Source organism: Staphylococcus sp. FSL K6-0223 (assembly GCF_038008285.1).
Genome location: NZ_JBBOYX010000001.1, coordinates 27,777 through 52,126, shown reverse-complemented (window position 1 = coordinate 52,126; position 24,350 = coordinate 27,777). Strand labels below are relative to the sequence as shown.

At 30.4% G+C, this 24,350-nt stretch carries 16 protein-coding genes and 3 pseudogenes; 8 read left to right on the top strand and 11 right to left on the bottom strand.

Annotation, left to right across the window (positions count from 1 at the left end; all coding sequences use genetic code 11):
- Window positions 1-87: 87 nt before the first annotated feature.
- The 4 genes and pseudogenes from MHI13_RS00215 to MHI13_RS00200 all read left to right on the top strand — a co-directional run bounded on the left by MHI13_RS00215 (window position 88) and on the right by MHI13_RS00200 (window position 5,701).
- Window positions 88-1,806, top strand: coding sequence for a glycoside hydrolase family 13 protein (locus MHI13_RS00215; protein WP_011274417.1), 1,719 nt, complete (start codon window positions 88-90; stop codon window positions 1,804-1,806).
- Window positions 1,790-3,115, top strand: a complete 1,326-nt coding sequence (locus MHI13_RS00210) for a sugar porter family MFS transporter (protein ID WP_011274416.1) — start codon at window positions 1,790-1,792, stop codon at window positions 3,113-3,115. The genes MHI13_RS00215 and MHI13_RS00210 overlap by 17 nt, the downstream gene beginning before the upstream one ends.
- A gap of 539 nt (window positions 3,116-3,654) precedes the next feature.
- A pseudogene (locus tag MHI13_RS00205) lies at window positions 3,655-4,047 on the top strand (hydroxyacid dehydrogenase); the annotation flags it as partial.
- 235 nt (window positions 4,048-4,282) lie between these two features.
- On the top strand, window positions 4,283-5,701 hold the full coding sequence (locus MHI13_RS00200; protein ID WP_340760972.1) for a pyridoxal phosphate-dependent decarboxylase family protein: 1,419 nt from the start codon (window positions 4,283-4,285) through the stop codon (window positions 5,699-5,701).
- 67 nt (window positions 5,702-5,768) lie between these two features.
- On the opposite strand, the pseudogene MHI13_RS00195 reads toward MHI13_RS00200, so the two are convergent.
- The 8 genes and pseudogenes from MHI13_RS00195 to MHI13_RS00155 form a co-directional block, all read right to left on the bottom strand.
- A pseudogene (locus tag MHI13_RS00195) lies at window positions 5,769-5,951 on the bottom strand (MFS transporter); the annotation flags it as partial.
- Window positions 5,952-6,155: 204 nt separating this feature from the next.
- Window positions 6,156-7,910 carry a UvrD-helicase domain-containing protein gene (locus MHI13_RS00190; protein ID WP_070548240.1) on the bottom strand — a complete coding sequence of 585 codons (1,755 nt, stop codon included), beginning with the start codon at window positions 7,908-7,910 and terminating at the stop codon, window positions 6,156-6,158.
- A 1-nt stretch (window position 7,911) separates the two neighbouring features.
- On the bottom strand, window positions 7,912-9,975 hold the full coding sequence (locus MHI13_RS00185) for an ATP-dependent nuclease (protein ID WP_070548238.1): 2,064 nt from the start codon (window positions 9,973-9,975) through the stop codon (window positions 7,912-7,914).
- 426 nt (window positions 9,976-10,401) lie between these two features.
- Entirely contained in the window at window positions 10,402-12,039 is a 1,638-nt protein-coding gene (locus MHI13_RS00175) for a DUF5906 domain-containing protein (RefSeq protein WP_431978863.1), read from the bottom strand.
- Entirely contained in the window at window positions 12,032-12,406 is a 375-nt protein-coding gene (locus MHI13_RS00170; RefSeq protein WP_070548236.1) for a hypothetical protein, read from the bottom strand. The genes MHI13_RS00175 and MHI13_RS00170 overlap by 8 nt, the downstream gene beginning before the upstream one ends.
- Window positions 12,396-13,487 carry a hypothetical protein gene (locus tag MHI13_RS00165; RefSeq protein ID WP_340760971.1) on the bottom strand — a complete coding sequence of 364 codons (1,092 nt, stop codon included), beginning with the start codon at window positions 13,485-13,487 and terminating at the stop codon, window positions 12,396-12,398. Before MHI13_RS00165 ends, MHI13_RS00170 begins: the two co-directional genes overlap by 11 nt.
- A 133-nt stretch (window positions 13,488-13,620) precedes the next feature.
- Window positions 13,621-13,974 carry a hypothetical protein gene (locus tag MHI13_RS00160; protein ID WP_049369696.1) on the bottom strand — a complete coding sequence of 118 codons (354 nt, stop codon included), beginning with the start codon at window positions 13,972-13,974 and terminating at the stop codon, window positions 13,621-13,623.
- 206 nt (window positions 13,975-14,180) lie between these two features.
- Window positions 14,181-16,043 carry a DUF6038 family protein gene (locus MHI13_RS00155; protein WP_002504078.1) on the bottom strand — a complete coding sequence of 621 codons (1,863 nt, stop codon included), beginning with the start codon at window positions 16,041-16,043 and terminating at the stop codon, window positions 14,181-14,183.
- A gap of 614 nt (window positions 16,044-16,657) precedes the next feature.
- Here MHI13_RS00155 and MHI13_RS00150 point away from each other — a divergent pair.
- From MHI13_RS00150 to MHI13_RS00135, 4 genes and pseudogenes are all read left to right on the top strand, one after another.
- Window positions 16,658-19,339, top strand: coding sequence for an MMPL family transporter (locus tag MHI13_RS00150; protein ID WP_002484615.1), 2,682 nt, complete (start codon window positions 16,658-16,660; stop codon window positions 19,337-19,339).
- Window positions 19,340-19,362: 23 nt separating this feature from the next.
- Window positions 19,363-20,307 (top strand): glycine betaine ABC transporter substrate-binding protein, encoded by a 945-nt coding sequence (locus tag MHI13_RS00145; protein WP_002484621.1) that lies wholly within the window; start codon window positions 19,363-19,365, stop codon window positions 20,305-20,307.
- A 349-nt stretch (window positions 20,308-20,656) separates the two neighbouring features.
- A complete protein-coding gene (locus MHI13_RS00140; RefSeq protein WP_070548231.1) occupies window positions 20,657-21,226 on the top strand; it encodes a TetR/AcrR family transcriptional regulator in 570 nt (189 codons plus the stop codon).
- A 210-nt stretch (window positions 21,227-21,436) separates the two neighbouring features.
- Window positions 21,437-22,111: pseudogene (locus MHI13_RS00135) on the top strand (IS6 family transposase).
- A gap of 100 nt (window positions 22,112-22,211) precedes the next feature.
- Here MHI13_RS00135 and MHI13_RS00130 read toward each other — a convergent pair.
- The 3 genes from MHI13_RS00130 to rlmH all read right to left on the bottom strand — a co-directional run bounded on the left by MHI13_RS00130 (window position 22,212) and on the right by rlmH (window position 24,096).
- On the bottom strand, window positions 22,212-23,030 hold the full coding sequence (locus MHI13_RS00130) for a CPBP family intramembrane glutamic endopeptidase (protein ID WP_002484875.1): 819 nt from the start codon (window positions 23,028-23,030) through the stop codon (window positions 22,212-22,214).
- Window positions 23,031-23,066: 36 nt separating this feature from the next.
- Complete coding sequence (locus tag MHI13_RS00125; protein WP_012085243.1) at window positions 23,067-23,393, bottom strand: helix-turn-helix domain-containing protein; 327 nt, start codon at window positions 23,391-23,393, stop codon at window positions 23,067-23,069.
- A 223-nt stretch (window positions 23,394-23,616) separates the two neighbouring features.
- Window positions 23,617-24,096 carry a 23S rRNA (pseudouridine(1915)-N(3))-methyltransferase RlmH gene (gene rlmH, locus MHI13_RS00120; RefSeq protein ID WP_048760983.1) on the bottom strand — a complete coding sequence of 160 codons (480 nt, stop codon included), beginning with the start codon at window positions 24,094-24,096 and terminating at the stop codon, window positions 23,617-23,619.
- Between the last annotated feature and the right edge of the window lie 254 nt (window positions 24,097-24,350).

Here is a 24,350-nt window from a genome sequence, read left to right as displayed (position 1 = left end):
AATCTAAGTTTTTAACTTAGATTTTTAATTATTATTTTTACTCAAACGTTTGAGTAAAAATTTCTCTTTATAGAAAGGATGTTTTTTATGGAAAAAAATTGGTGGAAAGAAGCAGTTGTTTATCAAATATATCCACGTAGTTTTAAAGATAGTAACAATGATGGCATAGGAGATTTACAAGGTATCATACAAAAATTAGATTATCTTGACAAACTTGGTATTGATGTTATTTGGTTAAACCCAATTTATGAATCTCCAAACGATGATAATGGATATGATATTTCTAATTACAAGAAAATCATGAATGATTTTGGAGATATGAATGATTTTAATCAATTATTAGAAGAAGCACACAAAAAAAATATAAAGATTATTATGGATTTAGTAGTTAATCATACATCAGACGAGCATGCATGGTTTATTGAGAGTAGAAAAGATAAGAATAATGCTTATAGAGATTACTATATTTGGAAAGATGGTGACGATGGTAATTATCCGAATAATTGGCAAAGTTATTTTAATGGCCCTGCGTGGACATACGATGAAACAACTAATCAGTACTATTTGCACCTATTTTCAGAAAAACAACCTGATCTTAATTGGGACAATGAACAACTAAGATCCGAAGTTTATGATATGATGCGCTATTGGTTAGACAAAGGCGTTGATGGCTTTAGAATGGATGTTATAAATATGATTTCAAAAGATCCAAATATCCCTGATGACCCTAACATATCTCAAAACCTTGAACCAAATTCAGCTTCATTTATTGCAAACGGTCCTAATGCGCATCGTTATATAAATGAAATGAATAAAGAGGTTTTATCAAAATATGACGTAATGACAGTTGGAGAAATGGTGAATGTACCGATTGAAGAAGCATTAAAATACACTGGTTCTGAGCGTAATGAATTACAAATGATTTTCCAATGGGAACATATGTCACTAGATTATGATCCTATTAGAGGTAAATGGAATAATCAAAAAGTAAATTTAAGAGATTTAAAAGAAAGTTTATTTAAGTGGCAAGAAAAACTTCAAGGTATTGGATGGAACTCATTATATTGGAATAATCACGATAACCCAAGATGTGTTTCCCGCTTTGGTGATGATCGACCAGAATATCGTAAACTTTCGGCTAAAATGCTAGCTACCACATTACATTTATTGCAAGGCACACCATATATTTACCAAGGTGAAGAAATCGGTATGACAAACATTCACTTAAATCATATTGAGCAATATGAAGATATTGAAACATTAAACGCATATAAAGAATTAGTCGAAAATAAAAATTCTATAACTAATTCGCAAATGATGAAATATATTCATTTTGCCTCTAGAGACAATGCACGCACTCCTATGCAGTGGGATTCAACAAAAAATGCTGGATTTACTGACAGTACACCTTGGTTCGTAGTTAATGAAAATTATAAAAATATTAATGTAGAAGCATCATTAAATGATAGCGACTCTATATTTTATTATTATCAAGCACTCATCCAATTAAGAAAGCAATATGAAATTATCGTTTATGGCAGCTTTAAAGCAATAGATAGAAACAACAGCAAGATATTCGCTTTCGAGAGAACTTTAAATGAAAGTAAATTATATGTTGTAAGTAATTTTACAGACGAAAAAATAAATACTAATTATAGAATTGAACAAAATGAAAATAAAAAATTGTTAATTGGAAATTATGGTGAACCTATCCTAAAAAATACATTACGTCCATATGAAACGAAAGTGTATTTAATAGACAATATAACAAGTGAAAGTGTGGATAACAATGGAATTCAAAGTTAATAAAAAACTCATTTTTGTACTAGGTGCACTTGGCGGTTTACTCTATGGATATGATAATGGCGTAATTTCAGGAGCTTTACTATTTATTAATAATGATATTCCACTTACTAGCTTTACCCAAGGATTAGTTGTATCTTCTATGCTAATCGGTGCTATTATAGGCGCTGGCTTGAGTGGTCCGATTTCTGACAAATTGGGGCGCCGTAAAGTTGTATTTATTATTGCTATCATTTACATTATTGGTTCTTTATTAATGGCAGTTGCAAATAGTGTCGATTTATTAGTGATAGGACGACTTGTTATAGGTTTGGGTGTTGGTAGTTCAACAGCTATTATACCTGTATATCTTTCTGAAATGGCCCCTACAAAATTCAGAGGTTCCTTAGCCGCATTAAACCCTTTAATGATAACTATTGGTATATTAGTAGCTTATTGTACAAACTTTTTATTGGCTGATGCAGAAGCTTGGAGATGGATGATTGGCTTAGCAGTTGTACCAGCTATCATATTATTAATCGGCGTTATATTTATGCCTGAAAGTCCGAGATGGCTATTAGAAAACAAATCTGAAACAGCAGCACGTCACGTCATGAGCTTAACATTTAAACAACATGAGATTGAAAAAGAAATAAACGATATGAAAAATGTAATTCATAACTCAGAATCCGCATGGAAATTACTCAGAGCAAAATGGGTACGTCCAGTACTTATCATTGGCTGTTTATTTGCATTTTTCCAACAAATCATAGGCATTAACGCAATTATATATTATACACCACTTATACTAACTAAAGCTGGATTAGGAAGTTCAAGCTCTATACTTGGAACAGTTGGTTTAGGAATAGTCAATGTTTTGGTAACAATTCTCTCTATAGTTATCATCGATAAAATTGATAGAAAAAAATTACTTGTAATTGGGAATATTGGGATGATTATTTCACTTTTGATAATGACAATTACAATTGCTACTATGGGTATTACTCAAGTTGCTTGGATTATTATCATTTGTTTATCGTTATTTATACTATTCTTTGGCGCAACATGGGGGCCAATTATGTGGGTAATGTTGCCAGAAATGTTCCCTACACGCGCTCGAGGTGCAGCTACTGGTATCGCTATTGTAGTATTACAAATAGGAACACTTATTATTTCTCAAGTATTTCCTATCCTTGTTAATATGTTAGAAGTACAATATGTATTCTTGATTTTTGCAGTTATAGGGGCATTAGCACTCATTTTTGTAGTTAAATTCTTACCGGAAACGCGTGGTAAAAGTTTAGAAGAAATCGAATTACAATTACAAAACTAAAATTGTAATATTAGTGTAAAAATAATGATTTTAAAATTATTTAATTATCCGATATCAAGTATAATTAAATATGAAATTTAAGGCTGAGACACGATATGATATAGCCCTTTCAAACTAGACGATGTACAAATCGAAACTATAAGGGAGTAATATATCAAGATTCTGTCCCAGCCTTTTATTTTAAGAATATCTATTTATGTCTCATACTCTTTCATATAGCGATCAAACTTAAATAAGCATATTCAATCCTTTATTTCTTCTTTATAAATTCCTATTTTACTAATCTTAATTTATTACAATTTATTTTTGAAACATACATAACCGAAAATCTTGTACTTAATACCCTTCCCCCTACGCTCTCTTAAACGTTATGTTTCTGTATCTAACGTTTAGGAGGCTTTTTATATTCTGAAATTTGTTTGTTTCAGACAAAAAACACCTACTACTTCATCATTTTAGACATACCTAATCACTAGGCACATGCTAAACTTAAATTAAATATTGCGAAACTTTTCACATAATCAAAGGAGACGATTTTTATGAAAAAAGTTTTTATAGCAGGCGCAATTCCAGAAACAAGACTTAATCAACTCAAAAAACATTTTGATGTTGATATGTACACAGGTGAAACGTTGATTTCTCAAGAACTGTTAATCCAAAAAATTCAAGATGCAGATGCATTAATCACTTTATTGTCTACCCAGGTAAGCCGACAAGTTATTGAATCGGCGCCAAAATTAAAAATCATTGCAAATTATGGTGCTGGTTTTAATAACATTGATATCCAAGCAGCTCGCGAACACCATATTAATGTTACGAATACACCTATAGCTTCTACAAATGCAACAGCTGAGTTAACAATGGGAATCTTATTGGCTGTCGCTCGTCGTATTCCTGAAGGCGATCAACTTTGCCGTAATGAAGGGTTCAATTTGAAAATCACAGATGATAATCTGCAAGTCGATTACCCTCGTCAATTTCTGAAAGGCGCACATGCACCGAGTGTTAAAGCACAGCACGTTATTCATTGGGGCGACACCTTCTGGGTTTCGTCGTTATGGTTAGCGTGGTTTTATTAATATCTGCTATCATTTATATTGTAGTAAAACGTCGTAATTAATACGTCTGTCTTTTATTAAAAATATAATTGAAGGAGAGAGTATGGAAATGGAATTCAATGAGAACAATATCGACTTAGAGACGATTATCAGAGATGAAGTTAATAAATATTTATCTAGAGATATTGGAGACTTACCTGCGACACAACAGGCACCGCTCGAGTTGAGAGAGAAATATGAAAAGATGGAAGTGCCGAATAAAGAGCGAGATATCTATGAAGTACTCAAAGATTTAAATAATGAAGTGCTGAATTATTTATATCGTCCGAACCATCCACGTTCATTCTCATTTATACCAGGTCCAGCATCACGTCTATCATGGCTTGGAGACATTTTAACAACAGCAAATAATATCCATGCCTCTAATTTTGCCAATGCGACGCTGCCAATTAATATTGAGCGTAATTTAATTAACTACTTGGTAGGAAAAATCGGTTATGAGATCAAACCGGCCGGTGGTGTCTTTGTATCTGGCGGTTCAATGGCCAATTTAACAGCTATCGTTGCGGCTAGAGATGCACAGGTAGAAATGGAAGATATTAAAAAAGCAACCGTTTATCTTACATCTCAAACGCATCATTCTGTAGGCAAAGCCTTGCATGTTGCAGGCTTCCTTAAAAATAATATCCGCAGAATTGAGTACAACGATGACTTTACAATGAATACAGATAGCTTAAAAGCCGCAATTGATAAAGATATTGAAGAAGGTTATAAACCTGCTATGGTGATTGCGACTGCAGGCACGACTAATACAGGTTCTGTCGATGATTTCACCACACTTGGAGATATTTGTGATCACTACAATCTATGGCTCCATGTAGACGGTGCTTATGGACTATCACATATCTTATCCGATAAAGCACAACACTTATTTAAAGGCATTGAACGTTCAGATAGTGCCAGTTGGGATGCTCACAAATTACTGTTCCAAACATATAGTTGCGCTATGGTAATCGTGAAAGAAAAGAATCATCTGCTGCAAAGCTTTGGCGAAGATGCTGAGTACTTGGATGATATTGCTTCAGATGATGATGTGATTGATCCAGAAATGTTAGGCATTGAACTTACACGCCCTGCACGTGCTTTAAAATTATGGATTACTCTGCAAGTCATTGGTGAAGATGAAATTATCGAGCGCATTAAATACGGCGAAGGTTTAGCAGAATATGCAGAAGAATACGTGTCAAGTCTCGATAACTGGCGTATTATCTCACACGCTAATCTTTCCATTGTGAACTTCAGATATGAAAACAGTGATTTAACTGAAGCACAAAATAATCAACTCAATAGCATGGCTGCGCAAAAAATTGCAGATTCTGGTTATGCCATTGCTTATACCACAGTATTGAATAACCAACGTGTCATTCGTTTATGTACAACGAACCCATTAACGACACATGATGATATCAGAGAAACAATAAATCGCCTTGATCAGTATATTGGTGATTACGATATGAAAGATGCTTAATCAAAAATACTTCTTAATAGTAAGTAACCCCCAAAAAGTTGAACTTTTTAGGGGTTCTTTTTTCTCTTTATGAGGATTGATTATCTAAGTGTAACTTAGCATCTTTAGCAGGTTTTGCTGGTGTGATACGTCTACCTTTTCCTAAAATCATTTGAATAATAGAAGAAACGAGCATGATAACATTAAAAATAATCATTAAGAAAAATACTTTGTGATCAGCGTTGATGGCTACATCTTGCATCTTCTTCATCTTTCAATTTTAGTGGTTCAAATTTTGGATTAGAATCTTTCAAAGTGTTCAATCTATTTACTTCTTTTAACTGTAATTTAGGAAAATCTATTATCTCTTCATTTTTATAAGTCTTAGCAAATATATTTTCTTTTTAATCGTTTATAGATTTTATGCATTATTAAATTATAATCAAGCAATATATTGAATTTAAATGTTCTTAGATTAGGTTATTTGTAGAATATTTACATCATAACGTTCCTTAATTTTCTTTTGCTCATTAATATCAAGATAATCAAATTGTAAAAAAAGTTTCTTCTTTGCTCGACTCATAGCTACATAAAATATACGATGCTCTTCATTGTTCATTAAATCTGGTTTCAAAAGTAGACTTAAAGTGTCTTTATTACCTATAACAAATACATTTTTGAATTCTGCTCCTTTAGCTTTGTGAATAGTAATATGGTTGCTTGTATCTTCAATAATATCTACACATATAGCCACGTTTTTATATAAAACTTTTTCGTAAAAATCTTTTATTTTTCCCTTATTAAACCCCGAAATCTTAAAATCTAAAAATCTACATGCTACATTGTAAAAATCCATTAACGTACCATTACTGTATTCCTCATAGTTATTAATCATATTTAATAGTGAATAAAGAGCTGTTTTTTGGGGATTATTTTTATTCTTATAAATCGAATTGATTATTTTCAAAGCGTCTTTATACTTAGTATTCTTAGCTAATTCAATGGCTTTAATAAGTGAAACAATAATATTCTTTCTTTGGGTGTTACTATCAATTTCTTTAAGTTTTTCAATTAACTTTCTATCAAGATTATTTCCTTCCAAGTTTATTTTCATTGCGTTAGAGGTAATATTATCTCTAGACAATGAAATAAGTGGTTCATTACAACAATTATTAATAGCCTCATTGTAAGTTTTATTTCGATTTCCAATCATTATTGAAACATCGCTATTCTCAATGCCACTACATGATTCTTGTCTAATGTCTTTCCTAATACTATTTAAAAAGGTAACTATTTGCTCTGAACTCCTATGGTTTTCACTAATAGTATGAGAATTTATTGACTCAACTTTAAAATTTTCAAATAAAGCAACTTGTGCGCCCTGAAAACCATAAATTGCTTGTGCTTTATCTCCGATAACCCCTACTATACAACCCCTCTGTCTTATTTTATTTATAATAAAATCTTGAATTTGATTAGTATCTTGAAATTCATCAATAAAAAAATAGGGATATTTAGCACATAAAACAGTAAGGATAAATGGATAATATTTAATTAATTTATATGAGAAAAATAAAATATCATCATGATCGATAATCCCGTTCATCCAATATATTTTTTTATAATTTAATAATTCTTTTTCAAGTATTTTTAGATTTATATCCTTTATTTTTTGCCATTTTTCTTTTTTTTCATCGTATACTAACGCTTTGGAGTTTTCACAAACAAATTGTATATCATCATTCTTATAAGAAAGTTTCATAGATAGAAGCCAGTTTTGTAGAGACTTATATAATGTCGGAATAGTCAATATTTGTTTTTTACTATTAGGATGTTCCAATCCTTTAAAGTCTCCATTTTCTACCCATTTATTTACGTATTTTCTAATCACAACCGGATCATCATGTCCATTTAATTTTCGTATACAAACTCCATATTCTTTTGGTAAAAAAGAACAATACGGTTTAACTACGTTTCTATACAAAAAGCTGTGTATTGTAGATACATCTACTCTGTTTGAAACACTTTTTCCTAACCTTTGCAAAACTGTCTGAGCAGCTGTATTTGTATAAGTAATACACGCTATTTTTTTCATACGTTCTAGCTTTTCAGAAGTTTGTATTACATTTGTGATGTGATTTACCAAAAATTCAGTTTTTCCAGCACCAGGACCAGCCTGTACTTTAAAATCTTGTTCTATATTTAATTTCGTTTGAGCATTAATAATCATATTATTCACACACCCATTCAATTGCATTTGCTATATATTCAGGTACTATAAACTCTTGATATTCATCTTGATTTTTCAATTCTAAATTATCTTTTAGTACTGAAGCTAATTCTAGAGCATTTTCACCCTTTCCTACAGAATTGAGATATCTAGATGCTATTAATGCTTTCTTTTTTTCCTCTTCATTCCAGTTGTCTTTTGTCTCGTTTAAAGACTTTATTATTCTCTTATTTTCACTAGACTTTGGTAATATATCCATTAATTTTTGTAAAGATACTTCTTTTTTATAGTGATCCATTAATTCTGCTAGCTCTTGACTATTAGAAATCGAGTCTGTAAGTAACAGATTTAATGAAGGATTGTCAAACATAAGCTGGTACTCAAATGTTTTTCCATATTTATTAGGTTGAACAAATGCTCGTATATTACTGTGCTCATTATTTAGATATTTATCTAGAGAATTATTAGTTGAATAATCAAATTTATCTAAATCCATTTCATATTCAAAAGGATAGCATGCTTTAAAATTATTTTTTTGTTCATTTTCATTTTTTTCTTTTCGCATTGGATCTAAATCTGTTATACAAGAAACCTTACGATTAATTGCATATTTATTATTACTATCAAACAAAGATAAAAAATGATTGAAATATCTCCCGCTTACATTTATTACTGCAACATGATTTTTTTCTAACGGTTTATTTAAATAGTCTGCAAATATATGTAATAGTAATTGTTCTGCTATACCTTCCACAAATATTACCTTTTCTGCAAATAGCATATTTGACTTAGTGGCATCTAAAAACCGTTGCACGTACTTCTTACTTTTAATATTCTTACCAAAAACTTTTCCGGGATAACTAACATTAGTTTTACTACCATCTGTGTAAAGACAAATAATATCATCAATATTTGTAGATGAAGAAATATGTGTTGAATGAGTAGTTATGAAAATCTGCTTTACCTTTTTTTCTCTGATGTTATTTTTTAAAAATTTAATAAATTCATTTTGCATAGTAGGGTGTAGATGGGCCTCTGGTTCTTCAATAGCTAGTATTGGAAATACTTTCGCATTACTACCTAGAAAATTCCCATCAGAATCAGCTTGCATTTTAGACAATAGCAAAGCCATGAAAATTAAATTATTGTAGCCCAATCCGTTATGAGTTATAGGTAAAGTCATTCCAGTTTCATGCTTAATTATCAATTGCAATACAGTATAAATTTCACTTTCTGTAAGATTACCTTTAAAACCCGGTGTTGATTTATCATAAGATGCTCCTATACCATTTGTATAAGACAAAATTTTTTGATTCCCACTATCTAATCTTTTATGAATAGTTTCAATCAAATCGTTAGAATTATCAGAAAATTCTCTTCTTCTTTCTTCTAATTTTTCTTTCTGTTCCTCTTCTGTGATTGTTTCATCAGATTTTATATCGTAATCTATAAAAAAATCTATTACATTTTTTAATAAAGTATTTTTACCACTAAACATATCTCTCTCTACATCTCTTATTGCGTCTAAAAATTGAAAATCAAATTTATTTAAACTATCATTATCTATAGGAATCTGATGTTCTGGATTACCCACCCAGATTTTATTAACATACAACCTAATAAATTGGCTTCTAATTAAATTCCATATTTCTTCTTTTTCATCTATATTTTTTACTAAATCTATGTAATTTTTTTCCTCATCTTTTGGTAAAAAGAATTCATATTGTATTCTAGCTTCATAAGGTTCTTCTAATTTAGTTAGCCAATTACTTACCGTAATTAACTCATCAGACATCAATTTTTCATTTTCAGACTGTGTCATACACACTGAAATTACTATTTTCGGAGCCTCTTCTTTTAAAGATTCTTTTGTTAAAGAGTTATTAAAATCTTCCACTGACAGTTGTTTTCTAACTGAACCGTCAAATATTAAAGATAAAGCACGTAATAAATTTGATTTTCCCGAATTATTATGTCCGATTAATACATTAACGCCCTCATGGAAATCAATATCGATATTATCAAAATTTCTAAAATTCTTAATTTTAACACTAGAAATGTACATCTTTTTTTCTCCAGTTCTCTAAAAAATCTGCCAATTATTTGTTTCTTTTTAACTGAAAGCTAAAAGCAGAAATTATATTACATCAAATAAAGTTAGCAAGCTATTGACTACATTTAAATTTTTTATTAATTGAGTTAAAAATACCCAATTTATTTAGTCTTATATTAACAATGGCAACAATATCTACAATAACCACAATCTTCACAAAGATAAGAATATGAATCTTCACATTTGTAACACCATCCACCTCTAAATCTTTTATCGTATCGTTTTAATTTATATTTTTTATTCATTTTAATTCACTCCTGTTTACTAATTTAAGATAATAATAATCTATATTTTTTTGATAGTCTAGATAAATTAAATATTAATAAAATACTACACAATCATCTTCTATTTTTTGCTATAGTTGATTTAACATTAATTTTAAGAGGTGTTATTAATGGCCACTATAGGTTTTGAAGAAAAATTATGGCAAGCTGCCGATAAATTAAGAGGAAGCATGGATGCTGCTGAGTATAAAAATGTAGCATTAGGTTTAATCTTTTTAAAATATGTATCAGATTCTTTCCATGCTAAATCAACCCAATACTTATTGCCATCATTTAGTATGCTTTTCACATTAAAATTAGCTTGAACCAATTTATTAATTACTTGAGAACTTAAATTAGTTTTTGGTTTGATGATATTGTTGATGTTAGGCGCATATACCCTAGAACCCGACTTACGAACGATTATTTCCTTCAGCAAATCAATGCACGCTTTCTGACTTGCAATACTTGCTGACTTACTAGGAACAAATTCATATCCAAAATTTAACCAATCATGTGTAATTTCAGTAACTCGTTCATTTTCAAGACGTTCAATATCTTCACTAATCATTTGCTTGTACAAATACATCAAATAGAGGAATATGCCTTTCTTTTCACTCTGCAACTTATTAATTAAATCCGGATCAGCTTTATCAACATAATGTTCACAAGGTATAATGGCAATACGTCTTTCTAATGCTTTTGAGTGCTCAGATGGAAAGTTTAGTACAGCATTAGTATTAAAAATCAGTTTTAAATCTAATGTGACTTCTACTTGTGTCTGTCCCTTTCTATCAACATGGATAGGTTCAACTGAAAGTAACTTCTTAAAGTCATTTACTACCTCCTCATTGATTCTTGCCTTACCAATTTCATCACTTGCCATTAATCGTTTCCCAATTAAGCTTTCTTTATCAAAACGTCCACCAAGTTCATTTAGCGTTTTTGATATAACGTCATTTTGATGAAAGAATGATTTCAACAACTTTATATATACTGATTTTCCATTATTAGCAGTGCCATACAGAATCAAACCTCTTCGTAGTTTGGTATTAGCAGTAAGCAGTATTGCTGTATGCTGTATCAGAAAGTGCTTTAAATCGGTATCAAAGTTAGCAAGCTCTAGCATGTATTTACTGAAGTGATCAGGTATATTTTCATTTATAACATCACCTTTATCTATTTCTATATTCAAGCGTGTTTTAGGGAATATATCTATACAATTTTTAACAACTTCAAATGTATTTAGATTAAACATGTTAGGACCACAACCAATATACTGCTTATCCTCAACAAGCTCTTCTACATCTGTTGATTTTTGTAGACCATCAACCACATTTCTTAGTGTACTTTGTGAAGGTTTGTAATCGATAAATAGTACTTGTATCATTTTACTTACCAACCCTTGTAATTCATCTTTATTTATCTTTTGCCAACCGTTAGCTTTGAAAACAAATAATTCTGAATTAAAACGTTTAATATGAAAAACCTCTATCATCATTGCCATTAGTACTGTATCATTGGGTTTCTTCTGAATACCAAAATAGCTATAGATATTAGGTCGGTAATCCTTATCTTTAGGGATATTAAGTTGTAACTTATCAATAAGTTTGCTATATATTGCTTCACCTTGTGCCGTTTCTTCTATCTCATTACCAATACTAAGGGTTAGGATAGCAATCAGACCGTCAAGGTCGATTGCCTCCTTATTTTCACTTAACAATTGTTCTGCTAATTTCATCGTATTATTCATTTACTTTATCCTCCATATTATTTTCTAATGGTGCTACATCACGTACAAAATAACGACCTTCGTATTCACCAACAAGTATTAAATGTTCATGATCTATATAGGAACCATATTTAGTATGACTAGGACTATAATTACTATGACGTTTTAGCCACTGAAAAATAGAAATTTGATTATCACTAGGGTTTAAAGCAATACTTCTTCGAACATTATATATTTGGCCATGTAGAACTACTTCATAAGTAAATACATGCTTGTCCTCTTCATAATTTGATGGTTCAACAGAATACAGTTTCGCAACGTAAATATTATCTTTAACTAACTCTGATGCTGATGGTATTGATAAACTTTGTCCTCTATTATTTATCATTATGATTTCCTCCTAATTGTTCAATTGTGGTATGAGCAAAGTTATCTCCAAACAAATGATTGGCACTTTTTTCCATTAATTGTCTAACACGCTCTGCAACTTCATCTGTATTACACTCAATCATAATAGCATCGTGAATTGGGAGCATAATTCTGAAATCCTCTTGATCCCGCTGATGTTGATATACTTCCCATAAGATATTCTTAAAGATATAACTAGAAGCTGTTTGAATATATAGCCCCATAATACTGCTTCCATGGCAATGCTTCATATCGTGAGTAATACCATAAGGCATCTTCATTATCTTTTTATTATCAATTTGTTCTTTTAGCTTGATTACATTGCTAAACTTGCTCATTGCTTTATTCCATTCATCTTCTGATATATATTGATTCAATTTAAATTTGTCGTTCATGTAATTTCCACCAAACAAGAATGAACCTATGAATGCACGTTTCACAAGCTTACGATGAGTTGCTGGAAGAGATAGGTTATTGAGTAATGTGTCATATAAACCTTGACTGCCATTTAGATACTCTTTTAAATGATTATCATCCGCCAAATAAGCTACGACAGAAGGTTCAAATGATTTAAAATCAATGATGAACACTTTTTTAAAATGATTAGGTAGTATGAGTTGTTGAACCTTTTTTGGTAAACCTTGAACGTTAAATTGCTTAGTTGTAATACGATGAGTCCGTGTACCAATTAAAGAAATTTTAGTATCCAACTTTTGGTTACCATCAATGGCTGATTCTAGTGCATTGAAGTTTTTATCTAATTTTTCCCGATGACTACCACTTTTAGCTTTATTTAAAAATTGAGTTTTTACTTTAGACAGCATTTGAGTGTTTAATTTAAATCCATTAGCTTCTATATCTTGTTTTAGAGGAGCTAGTTCCTGATGAATATGAACATATTTGTCTAACTCAGTTTTATCCTCTGGAGCAAGATCGTTACACTTTTCTGCTGAAGAACGAATAAACTGCTCCTTTAATTTCAAACATTCTAATTGATCTGATTTAAATTTAATCAACCACTCTTGCGTTTTAGTACTTTCTGGTAAAAGCACTATTTTCATTTTAAAATTTTCTGAATTTTTACTTTTACTATTATTCATCATCCTGATACATTCTCCTTCTTTTATCTATTTAATAATTTAATTTTAATAAGATGGTCTCAATGCTATTATTAAGCATTGAGACATGTAATTTTTATCTTTTAAATATTTTATATTTAATGTTGTCCTCCTCACCTAATTCATACAAAGAGCATCGACATTCAAAATACAAATCAAAAAGATGATTAATTACAAAAATTTCCTCGTCGTAAATATCTGAATAAACATCGTCACCAATTTCATCTAATATACTATTGCAAGAAAAATATGATCCTCTTGGTAGCATAAGCCCTGTACCAATCATTAAAGTAAGAAGTGAATTAGCACGCTCACTTAATTGGAATACAATATTAGAGCTAAATCCATCGGGAAAAACAATCTGACCTTCAAATTTATGTTCACTTTTACTTTCACCATACTGGTGAGTTAATCTAACTTCTTTACACATTAGGCAACTCTCCTATATCAAAATTAATTTAATTCAATTCCCGGGAATTGATATAAGCAACGTTGCTCGGTTATTATCATAATCCATATTTTTTTATTAATCAGGAGCATATCCAAAAGTCATAATTAGGGGGGAGCGATTAGATAAATTTAATTTTTTAACAAAAAAAGACAAACCTTGTAACAAGATTTGTCTCATACTTAATTTTAATCAGTATATTTACTGCTATTATATAATTCTTTTTTTATTTTTAAATACATTAATTCTTTTACTAGCTCGCTTATTCTATCTGTGAATATATTAGTATTTTTAAGTTTATAATTATAAATTTCATTAGTTACTAGTGGTTTTCCATTAATATTATCTCTATTAAATATACTTATTTGTCGTTTCATACTTCTAAGTTCTTTAAGAAATGGATGAGTATAAGACGTATATTGATTATGATTATGTATATCTTTTTTTAAGAGTTGTAAACCAAGATGATCGATAGCTTGATTTAGATGATTTATTCCTTCTTGAATTTCTCTGTCAGGAGTAAAAGATTGAGTACTGCTAATAATATTTTCCAAAGAAGACTGTGCAAAATATTCCTTTGAATAAAGATTTTTAGCATCTAAAAATTTTTTATTATCTGATTGAAGGGTTTTTAGTAAAATTTGATCAATAAAAGGTATCTTGAAATTATATTTATCAATAAGTACTTCTTTTGTATTAATAGAAGTATTTGATGATGTATTTATTGAATCAGTATCTTCTTCGATTATTTCATGTTCATGAGCTATACTAGAGTAATTAATAAATTCATCATATAAGGCATTAAAATCATCACTTTTACCACTCAAAATTAATTCTTTCAATGAATGATACCCAGATACTATATTATTATCACAAGTGATAATCGAATCATCATTACTTCTCAAACTATTAATAAATTTATTATAATTTTCTTTTTCATCTTGATGCTCAAATAGCACCTTCTCAATAGCACTACTTAATTTCTGATATAAAATAACATTTTCATAAAAGTTACTTTCTTTCACTGCATTAAAAAATGTAATTAGTTTTTTTTCTAGAATATCACTTTCTACCGCTAAACGTTTCATAGTTTGAAAAGAAAAATCTGTATCTAATACTTTTTTTAGTTTTCTGAATTCTATATCCTTTACTTCTTTTATTCCTAATTTAAAAAAATCTTCGAATTCTTGTGCATTACTTTTTGACATAGATTCATTAATAGCATCAATATAATCTATATTATTAGGAGTAGTAGGTAAGGGATATTTTTTTAATAGTTTTATAAGACTACTTAATATTTGATATTCCAAGGAGTTAAAATTGTAATTGAACTGATTATTTTCTGCCTTACCATGATAATTATCCGGTTGATATTTTGAAATGTCTATACCAAATATCTTGTAAAGTAGCTTCATTTGGTTAGTCATAGTTTTTTCAGATAAGCCAACTTTTTCACGAACATGTAATTTTTTAAATTCCATATCATCACTTTTATTACTTAAATAAAAATAACCGACATTGGTTCCCTCATTTTGATTTATATTTATATAAAGTTTTATATATATAATAGATACAAGTTGATGAGCTTTCTTTTTCGTTTTATAATTTTTAAATAACTTTTCCAATTCATTAAATAGTTCATTCTTTTCTTCATCATTTAAACTAGTTTTCTTTAAATCTAATAAAATTAATTCTTTAATATTAAGAACTTCCTCAATCTTAGTTTGCATTTCATTAAGTTCTTTACTTTTGAGTTTTATCTTTATTTTTTCATTATCAATACTTAATTTTTCATATTGAATAATAAAATTATTGTATTTTCCAACTTCCCTTTGTAACCTTCCTAACTCATTAGTGGTAAATTTCGAGGTAAGATTAAATTCTGTTCGTTCTAATTTAATATTATAATCCCTTAAAATATTATTTATATTGGTGATAATTTGCTCATCAATTGGTACTACAAATTGAAAACCTCTTTCTTCCTTGTCTGAATTAGCTGAATTTGATATTTTAGAATTTTGCTTATTTAATGTCCTTTCTTTTTTACCCATTTAGCTTTCTCCTTAATTAATCTATTTTATATATTCAATTAAAAAACTACTTAATTTAATACTATGATTTCTCTTTTATTAAATATAATGTATAAAATTATATTAAAAAATAATATATGTAAATAGTACCATATATTGACTATCAAAAAATGAATGTTGAAAATAGAAATGTCTTGCTGACTAAGATAATTCAACATTTTACTTATAGGCGATAAAACAAATGAAAGGTTCTGTTGCAAAGTTAAAAATCATGTAATATTTATACTGAAAAACGAAAAATAATTAATACTAACAAAACTCTTTACTGTTAAAACAATATTTGCTTTTATAGTTTTGTATAGATGTGCATATAATTTTAACTTTGCAACAGAACCTTTTCTTATATATCCCCTTAATACACGCTATTTTAACCGACAATTTTTCCAAAGTGTTGCATTTTCCAACGACGTAAAACTTTTAATGGTACCGAACGTGGGTATAACTTGTTACATTATCAAATGCAACATTTTAAATATGCTTAATTTGAGGTATCGATTTAATGTAATTGCTCACAAATCATCAACACACTACCCATACTTTAAGCGATATAAATTAATGAAATAGGGGGAAATGTCTTGGCAAAGCTATTATACAAACTAGGAAAATTTATAGCTAAGAACAAATGGCTAAGTGTTATAGGATGGCTTGTTATACTAGGTGTCATTATCACGCCATTAATGATAAACTCACCGAAGTTTGACAGTGACATCACTATGAACGGCCTTAAGTCATTAGACACAAACGATAAAATTAGTAAAGAATTTCATCAGGACAGTGAGAAAGCCTCGATGAAAATAGTCTTCCATTCTAATAAGAATGATGGACTCAATAATAAAGATACTAAGAAAGATATTGAAGATGCTTTAGACAATATCAGACAAAATGATGATTATATCCAAAATATCTCTAATCCATATGACAGTGGACAAGTTAATGATGAAGGCGATACTGCTATCGCTAATGTAAGTTATGTAGTTCCACAAACTGGATTAAAAGATTCTTCTAAACATATCATCGACAAAGAATTAAAAGATGTAACTGACAACCACAATGTGCAAATTGAAAAAACTCAAGGTGGCGCTATGAATGCTGAACCTGGTGGTACATCAGAAATTGTCGGTATTGTCGTAGCATTCGTAATCTTACTTATTACCTTTGGTTCACTTATCGCAGCTGGTATGCCAATTATTAGTGCAATCATCGGTTTAGGTTCAAGTGTTGGTATCATCGCATTATTAACATATATCTTTGATATTCCAAACTTCACTCTTACACTAGCTGTAATGATAGGTTTAGCTGTTGGTATTGACTACTCACTCTTTATTCTATTTAGATTTAAAGAACTTAAGAAAAAAGGTGTCGATACTGTAGAAGCTATCGCAACAGCAGTGGGTACAGCAGGTAGTGCTGTAATATTCGCTGGTCTTACAGTTATGATTGCTGTTTGTGGTTTATCACTTGTAGGAATCGACTTCTTAGCGGTTATGGGATTCGCTTCAGCGATTAGTGTGTTATTTGCGGTATTAGCAGCATTAACACTATTACCTGCCCTAATCAGTATCTTCCATAAAAGTATTAAAATTAAAGATAAACCATCTAAAAGTAAAGACCCTAAAGATCATCCTTGGGCAAAATTTATTGTTGGTAAGCCAGTTATCGCTGTTATTGTAAGTTTAATTATTTTAATTTTAGCTGCTATACCAGTCAGTGGCATGCGTTTAGGTATTCCAGATGATAGTTTAAAACCAACTGACTCATCAGAATACAAAGCCTATAAATTAATCTCAGATAATTTTGGCGAAGGTTATAACGGACAAATTGTCATGTTAGTAAATACAAAAGATGGTGGAAGTAAAAGCACTATCGAACGTGACTTAAATAATATGCGTAGCGATTTAGAAGACATTGATAATGTTGATACAGTTTCAAAAGCACAACTAACCGACAACAACAATTACGCATTATTCACAATCATTCCTGAAAAAGGACCGAACTCACAGTCAACAGAAAATCTAGTATATGATTTACGTGATTATCATAGCCAAGCGCAAGAAAAATATGACTATGGCACTGAAATTTCAGGACAAAGTGTTATTAACATCGATATGTCAGAAAAACTAAACAACGCTATTCCAGTATTTGCAGGCGTTATCGTTGTATTAGCATTCTTCTTATTAATGATTGTATTCCGTTCAATCTTAGTTCCATTAAAAGCAGTACTAGGCTTTATCCTTTCATTAATGGCTACACTAGGTTTCACAACATTAGTCATTCAACATGGCTTTATGGGTAGCTTATTTGGTATTGAAAACACAGGACCATTACTTGCATTCCTTCCAGTAATCACAATTGGATTGTTATTCGGACTTGCCATCGACTACGAGCTCTTCTTAATGACACGTGTACATGAAGAATACAGTAAGACTGGCGACAATGATCATTCAATCCGTGTAGGTATCAAAGAAAGTGGACCTGTTATCGTAGCTGCTGCACTTATTATGTTCAGTGTATTCATCGCATTCGTCTTCCAAGATGACAGTGCAATTAAGTCAATGGGTATCGCATTAGGTTTCGGTGTGTTATTCGACGCATTCGTCGTACGTATGACATTAATTCCAGCATTGACGAAACTCTTTGGTAAAGCTTCATGGTACCTTCCTAAATGGTTAGGTGCAGTATTGCCAAACGTTGACGTTGAAGGTAAAGCTTTAGAAGAAGATAAACATCACGACACATCTTCTGAAAAAGGTCATGTCAACGATAAAAATAATGAATACGCTAGACAAGACAAAGATAACTATGTTTATCAAAATGACAAACGTAACCACAATCGCAATTATAATGACGAAGATTATAACCGTTCTGTGCATTTAGATAATCATCATGACCAGCATCATCGCCAACATCATTATGATAATCAACGTGATGATATCGACTATGAATCACTTTATACTCAAGATGGCGACCATACTCATCATGATGAACGTAATTATAATGATCGACACTATCAAGACAATTACGATAGTAACGATGATTATCGTCATAACAATCATGATCATCAAAATGATAACCATGATTATCATGATTCAAATTTCGATAAAACAACAAACTTATACAAAGAATTAACTGATAGCAATATTGATCAAGATGTATTGTTCAAAGCATTAATGTTATACGCTCGTGAAAACAACAAAGGTGTTTACGATAGATATAACCGATCATCTCAACATCGTCATGATGACGAGCTTAGAGACTAATATTAAAAAGGAGGAAACACGTTATGTTAAAACGACGTAGTTCGAAATTCTTAGGACTACTAGCTACACTAGCCTTAGCCATAGTGCTAAGTGCTTGTGGTAATAGTGGTAGCAGTAGTGGTTCATCAGACGATAGTCAAACATCACTTGGTAATAAAGAAATCGAAATACCTTATATCGCGAGTGATAATTCAACACCACGTTCACTAGTTATAGCAGAAGTATTGAAAAAAGCAGGTTATGATGTAACAACTACACCAGTAACAGCAAGTGGCCCGTTATATGCTGCTGTATCAGAGAACTCTGATTCATTCCATGAATCAGGTATCTTCCCTACTACTGATAAAAGTTACTATGATAAGTTCAAAAGTAAATTAACAATTTATGATGATAAACATTTAATTGATAACGCAAAAGTAGGTTTAGCCGTGCCTAAGTACGTGCAAGATGTCGACTCAATTAGTGACTTAAAAAACAGTGACTTCGGAAAATCTGTAGATTGGACAATTCAAGGCACAGACGCACGTAATGGCGTTATGCAAGAAACTAAAGATGAACTTGATAGTGACAACTTGGATAAATATAGCTTGAAAGAAAGTTCTGACCAAGACCAATTCAAGAAAATTCAATCTGCTTTTAAACAACAAGAACCTATCGTCTTCACAGCAATGGAACCTAGCTGGTTCTCTAAAGAATTAGACGTTAAAATGTTGAAAGATCCAGACAACATTTATGGTAATAATAATCAACATATTGACTTAGTATTTAACAAAGACTTTAAAGAAGCACATCCAGCTGCATACACAATTGCAACACGTATGGCAGATGATTGGAGTAAATCTGACGAAGACAAATTAGCTAAAAAAATCTTTGTTGATAACAAAAATCCAGAACAAGTAGCTAAAGACTATGTAGATGATAATGATAATAAAGTAGATGAATGGTTAGAAGGTATTGAGACTAACTAATTACAAAGTTAAGAAAGACAAATAAAGAATTTGCTCGTTTGGTGTAGCATATTTAAAACTCATAATGCAAATTTACAGTAGCAAATCGAGTTGAGAAGGCGCTTAAGACAAACTCTTCTCAATCGTAGCTATTATTGCGAGGGGGTGAAACTAAACTCAGTTTCGCTCCCACTTTTTTATATCGCTCCTATAGTATTAAACGTTTCAAATAACTTATTTACTCTTTTTTTATAAACAAATTTAAACGTAGTATCAGTTATTATGTTTGGAAAAATCAACTTTATTGTGATAAATTACTCTTATTACGTCAGGCTATCTGACTAGATTAAATAAATAGGAGAATCAGATAATGCCGTCAGCAAATCAAAAGCGCATGATTAAACATATTCATGAAACAGTGTTTATACTTTTACATGATTATCATTTTGATGAAATCACGGTTCAAAAAATATGTGATATTGCAGAAATCAACCGCAGTACGTTCTACAGATACTTCCAAGATAAATATGAATTACTCTACACTTTACCTGACTTTATTAGACAACAAATTATAGCTAAAGGTGACACATCAGCAGACATTACAACCCCTGAATCATTTGAAGACTTTATCTATTACATTGGTAATAATAAAAAGATTTTTAAGCATCTATTAGTTTCGTCTCGACAGGCAGATGTATTTAGAAGTTTAACGAATGTGAGTCGCGAAATGATGTTAAATAACTCAACTCGTAAGCGTGACCCCTTAGCGCAAAAGATTAGAGAAAGTAAACATCCTGAAATTGTAGCTGACTTTTACAGTAGTGGTGTAATAGAAGTACTACGACGTTGGGTAGAAAATGACTATAACTATACAGTTGAAGAAGTGTTTGAAACATTAAATAATGTGCTTGAAACATCATTATATTGTTATGATAAATAAAAGCAATCTCACATAAATTAAGAGTGAGATTGCTTTTTTGTCATTTGCGTTTTTTAACGTCTACTGTCTTATAAACCATAAAAATACTATTAGCTATGATTAATAATGCTAGAATGACCATTGGCCAAATACCTATATTAATCATATTAAATATGATTCTGTTGCAAAGTTGAATTTATAGTATAATTTTAATAAAAAGGAGTCTTTTGTATGAACTATTTCAGATATAAACAATTTAACAAGGATGTTATCATTGTAGCCGTTGGCTACTATCTAAGATATGCATTGAGTTATCGTGATATATCTGAAATATTAAGGGAACGTGGTGTAAACGTTCATCATTCAACGGTCTACCGTTGAGTTCAAGAATATGTCCCGATTTTATATCAAATTTGGAAGAAAAAGCATAAAAAAGCTTATTACAAATGGCGTATTGATGAGACGTACATCAAAATAAAAAGAAAATGGAATTATTTATATCGTGCCATTGATGCAGAGAGACATACATTAGATATTTGGTTGCGTAAGCAACAAGATAATCATTCAGCATATGTATTTATCAAACGTCTCATTAAACAATTTGGTAAACCTCAAAAGGTAATTACAGATCAGGCACCTTCAACGAAGGTCGCAATGGCTAAAGTCATTAAAGCTTTTAAACTTAAATCTGACTGTCATTGTACATTGAAATATCTGAATAATCTCATTGAGCAAGATCACTGTCATATTAAAGTAAGAAAGATAAGATATCAAAGTATCAATACGGCAAAGAATACTTTAAAAGGTATTGAATGTATTTACGCTCTATATAAAAAGAACCGCAGGTCTCTTCAGATCTACGGATTTTCGCCATACCACGAAATTAGGCATATATTAGCCAGTTAAGGGAACAACGACATGATAAAAAGGTAATTAGCTATATTTTTCTAACTTTGCAACAGAACCAACATTACTATCCTATAATTTACGACCATTTAGTAAAGAATTAAAATGTCTTTTTAGCACTAATAATAACTATAATAACTGCAATATAACTACATATTGAAAGTAATGATGTATCCATACCATAGTTTCCACCTGTAATTAGTACATTTTTTGTATCTAATATATACTGATATATTCCCCAATGATCATCTTGAGTTGTAATATTTAATAAACCATTTATATTCCAAAGCATATGTAATATAGCAGAGGCCCATATACTATTAAACGTCCATGCAGTCACTGCATACATTATTCCAGCAATTGAGCCACCTATAAGTAGTAATAATAAATTTTCTCCCTTTAACTCTCCATTAAATAGATGAACGAGAGAAAATAAAATCGAGGGTATTATAATTCCAAATAAAATTCCATATTGTTTTTCAAAGTATCTCATTAGTATTCCTCGAAATACCATCTCTTCTAATATAGGTGCAGCAATACCAGTAATTAAAAATGCGCTAAAGAACATCTCCATAAATCTGACGCTTGTTGAATAATGAGGTACTATCAATTTACCAGGAATAAATAATATATATATTAAATCAATTACTAATATCAAAATTAATCCTATAAGAAAACATGACTTAAAAAATTTTACTGGTATTATTCTATACTCTCTCATATTGCTTTTAAGAACAATTTCAATGAACCATTTTACTGAAAAATATGAAAGTACTATATATGTTAATGCATGTAAAATATATTCAATACTCCAAATGCTCGCAATATGCCAAAGCATTGAAATATTTTGAACAACAACAGACAATACAAAACATAATAAAATAATTAATAATGTCTTTAATAATTTTTTGATTTTCATAATAAAACCTCCCAAAATATTTGAGAGATACTTACATTAGTTTGAAAAAATTTGTCCTATTGTTCCACAAATTATAATTACTATAATAATAATTACCCACCATTTTTCAGACATAAATGCCCAAAAGTTCATTTCATAATAGTTTTTATTATCTTTTTTAATACTATTGTCACTTCCTGTAATGAGATAGTCTGTACTAACAGAAAATAATTGTGACAATTGCATAAGCATATTTAAGTCTGGCTCTGAAATACCTTTTTCCCATTTAGAAATTGTTTGTCTTGAAGTATTTAATTTTTCAGCTAGCTCTTCTTGTGTATAATTATGTTGCTTGCGTAAACCCTTTATTTGTTTACTAATCATAATGTAAGTCATCTCCTAGCTTCATTTTAAAGTGATCGAGGCTATCAATCTGTCCTCAAATTGTAGCATTCTGGAACTATATTGTTGCAATTTGATTATAAGTATTTACATTTTAGTTTACAAAGCTATAGTTTAGCATTATTGTAGGTTAACTACATTTTATAGGAGATACTATATACTTAATCAATTTCAAAATAAGTTATACGCAACTTATTTTTTAGTTTTATTTGTGGTACGCTTCACCTCTCATAATCTTAAATGCTCGATACACTTGTTCGATTAAGACGACGCGCATCATTTGGTGTGGGAAGGTCATTTTGCTGAATGAGAGTGCGTAGTTGCTGCGATTTAAGACGTCTTGATGTAGTCCGTTTGATCCTCCAATGACGAAGACGAAGTCGCTTTGTCCTTGTGTCATGCGTTGTTGTAGTTCTTTAGCTAAACCTTCCGATGACAACATTTTACCTTGTATTTCTAATGTAATAACGGTAGCTTGTGGTTTAATTTTGGCTAATAATCGTTGTCCTTCTTTTTCTTTGACTTGTTCAATCTCTTTATCGCTCATAGTTTCAGGTGCTTTTTCATCCGGTACTTCAATCATCTCAATTTTAGAGTATGCTCCGAGTCTTTTTTCATATTCAGCAATCGCTTGTTTCCAGTATTTTTCTTTTAATTTGCCGACAGCTAAAATAGTAATTTTCATTATAGTCCTCCGTGTTGATAATAGTTATTCGACTTATCCACAAGTTATCAACTTGTTAACAGAATTCCCTCTAATTATAACAGGAATGCATATAAATTCTGTGGAAAATTTGAGATTTATCTACAAAAATGTCACATATACACTATTTTTGTGGATAAGTCTGTGTATAATGTGAGTATTTCTGTGTGTATTATTCACAATAGTGGATAACTTTCTTTAAATTTGGGGATAACTTCCCGACCGTCTTTTATATT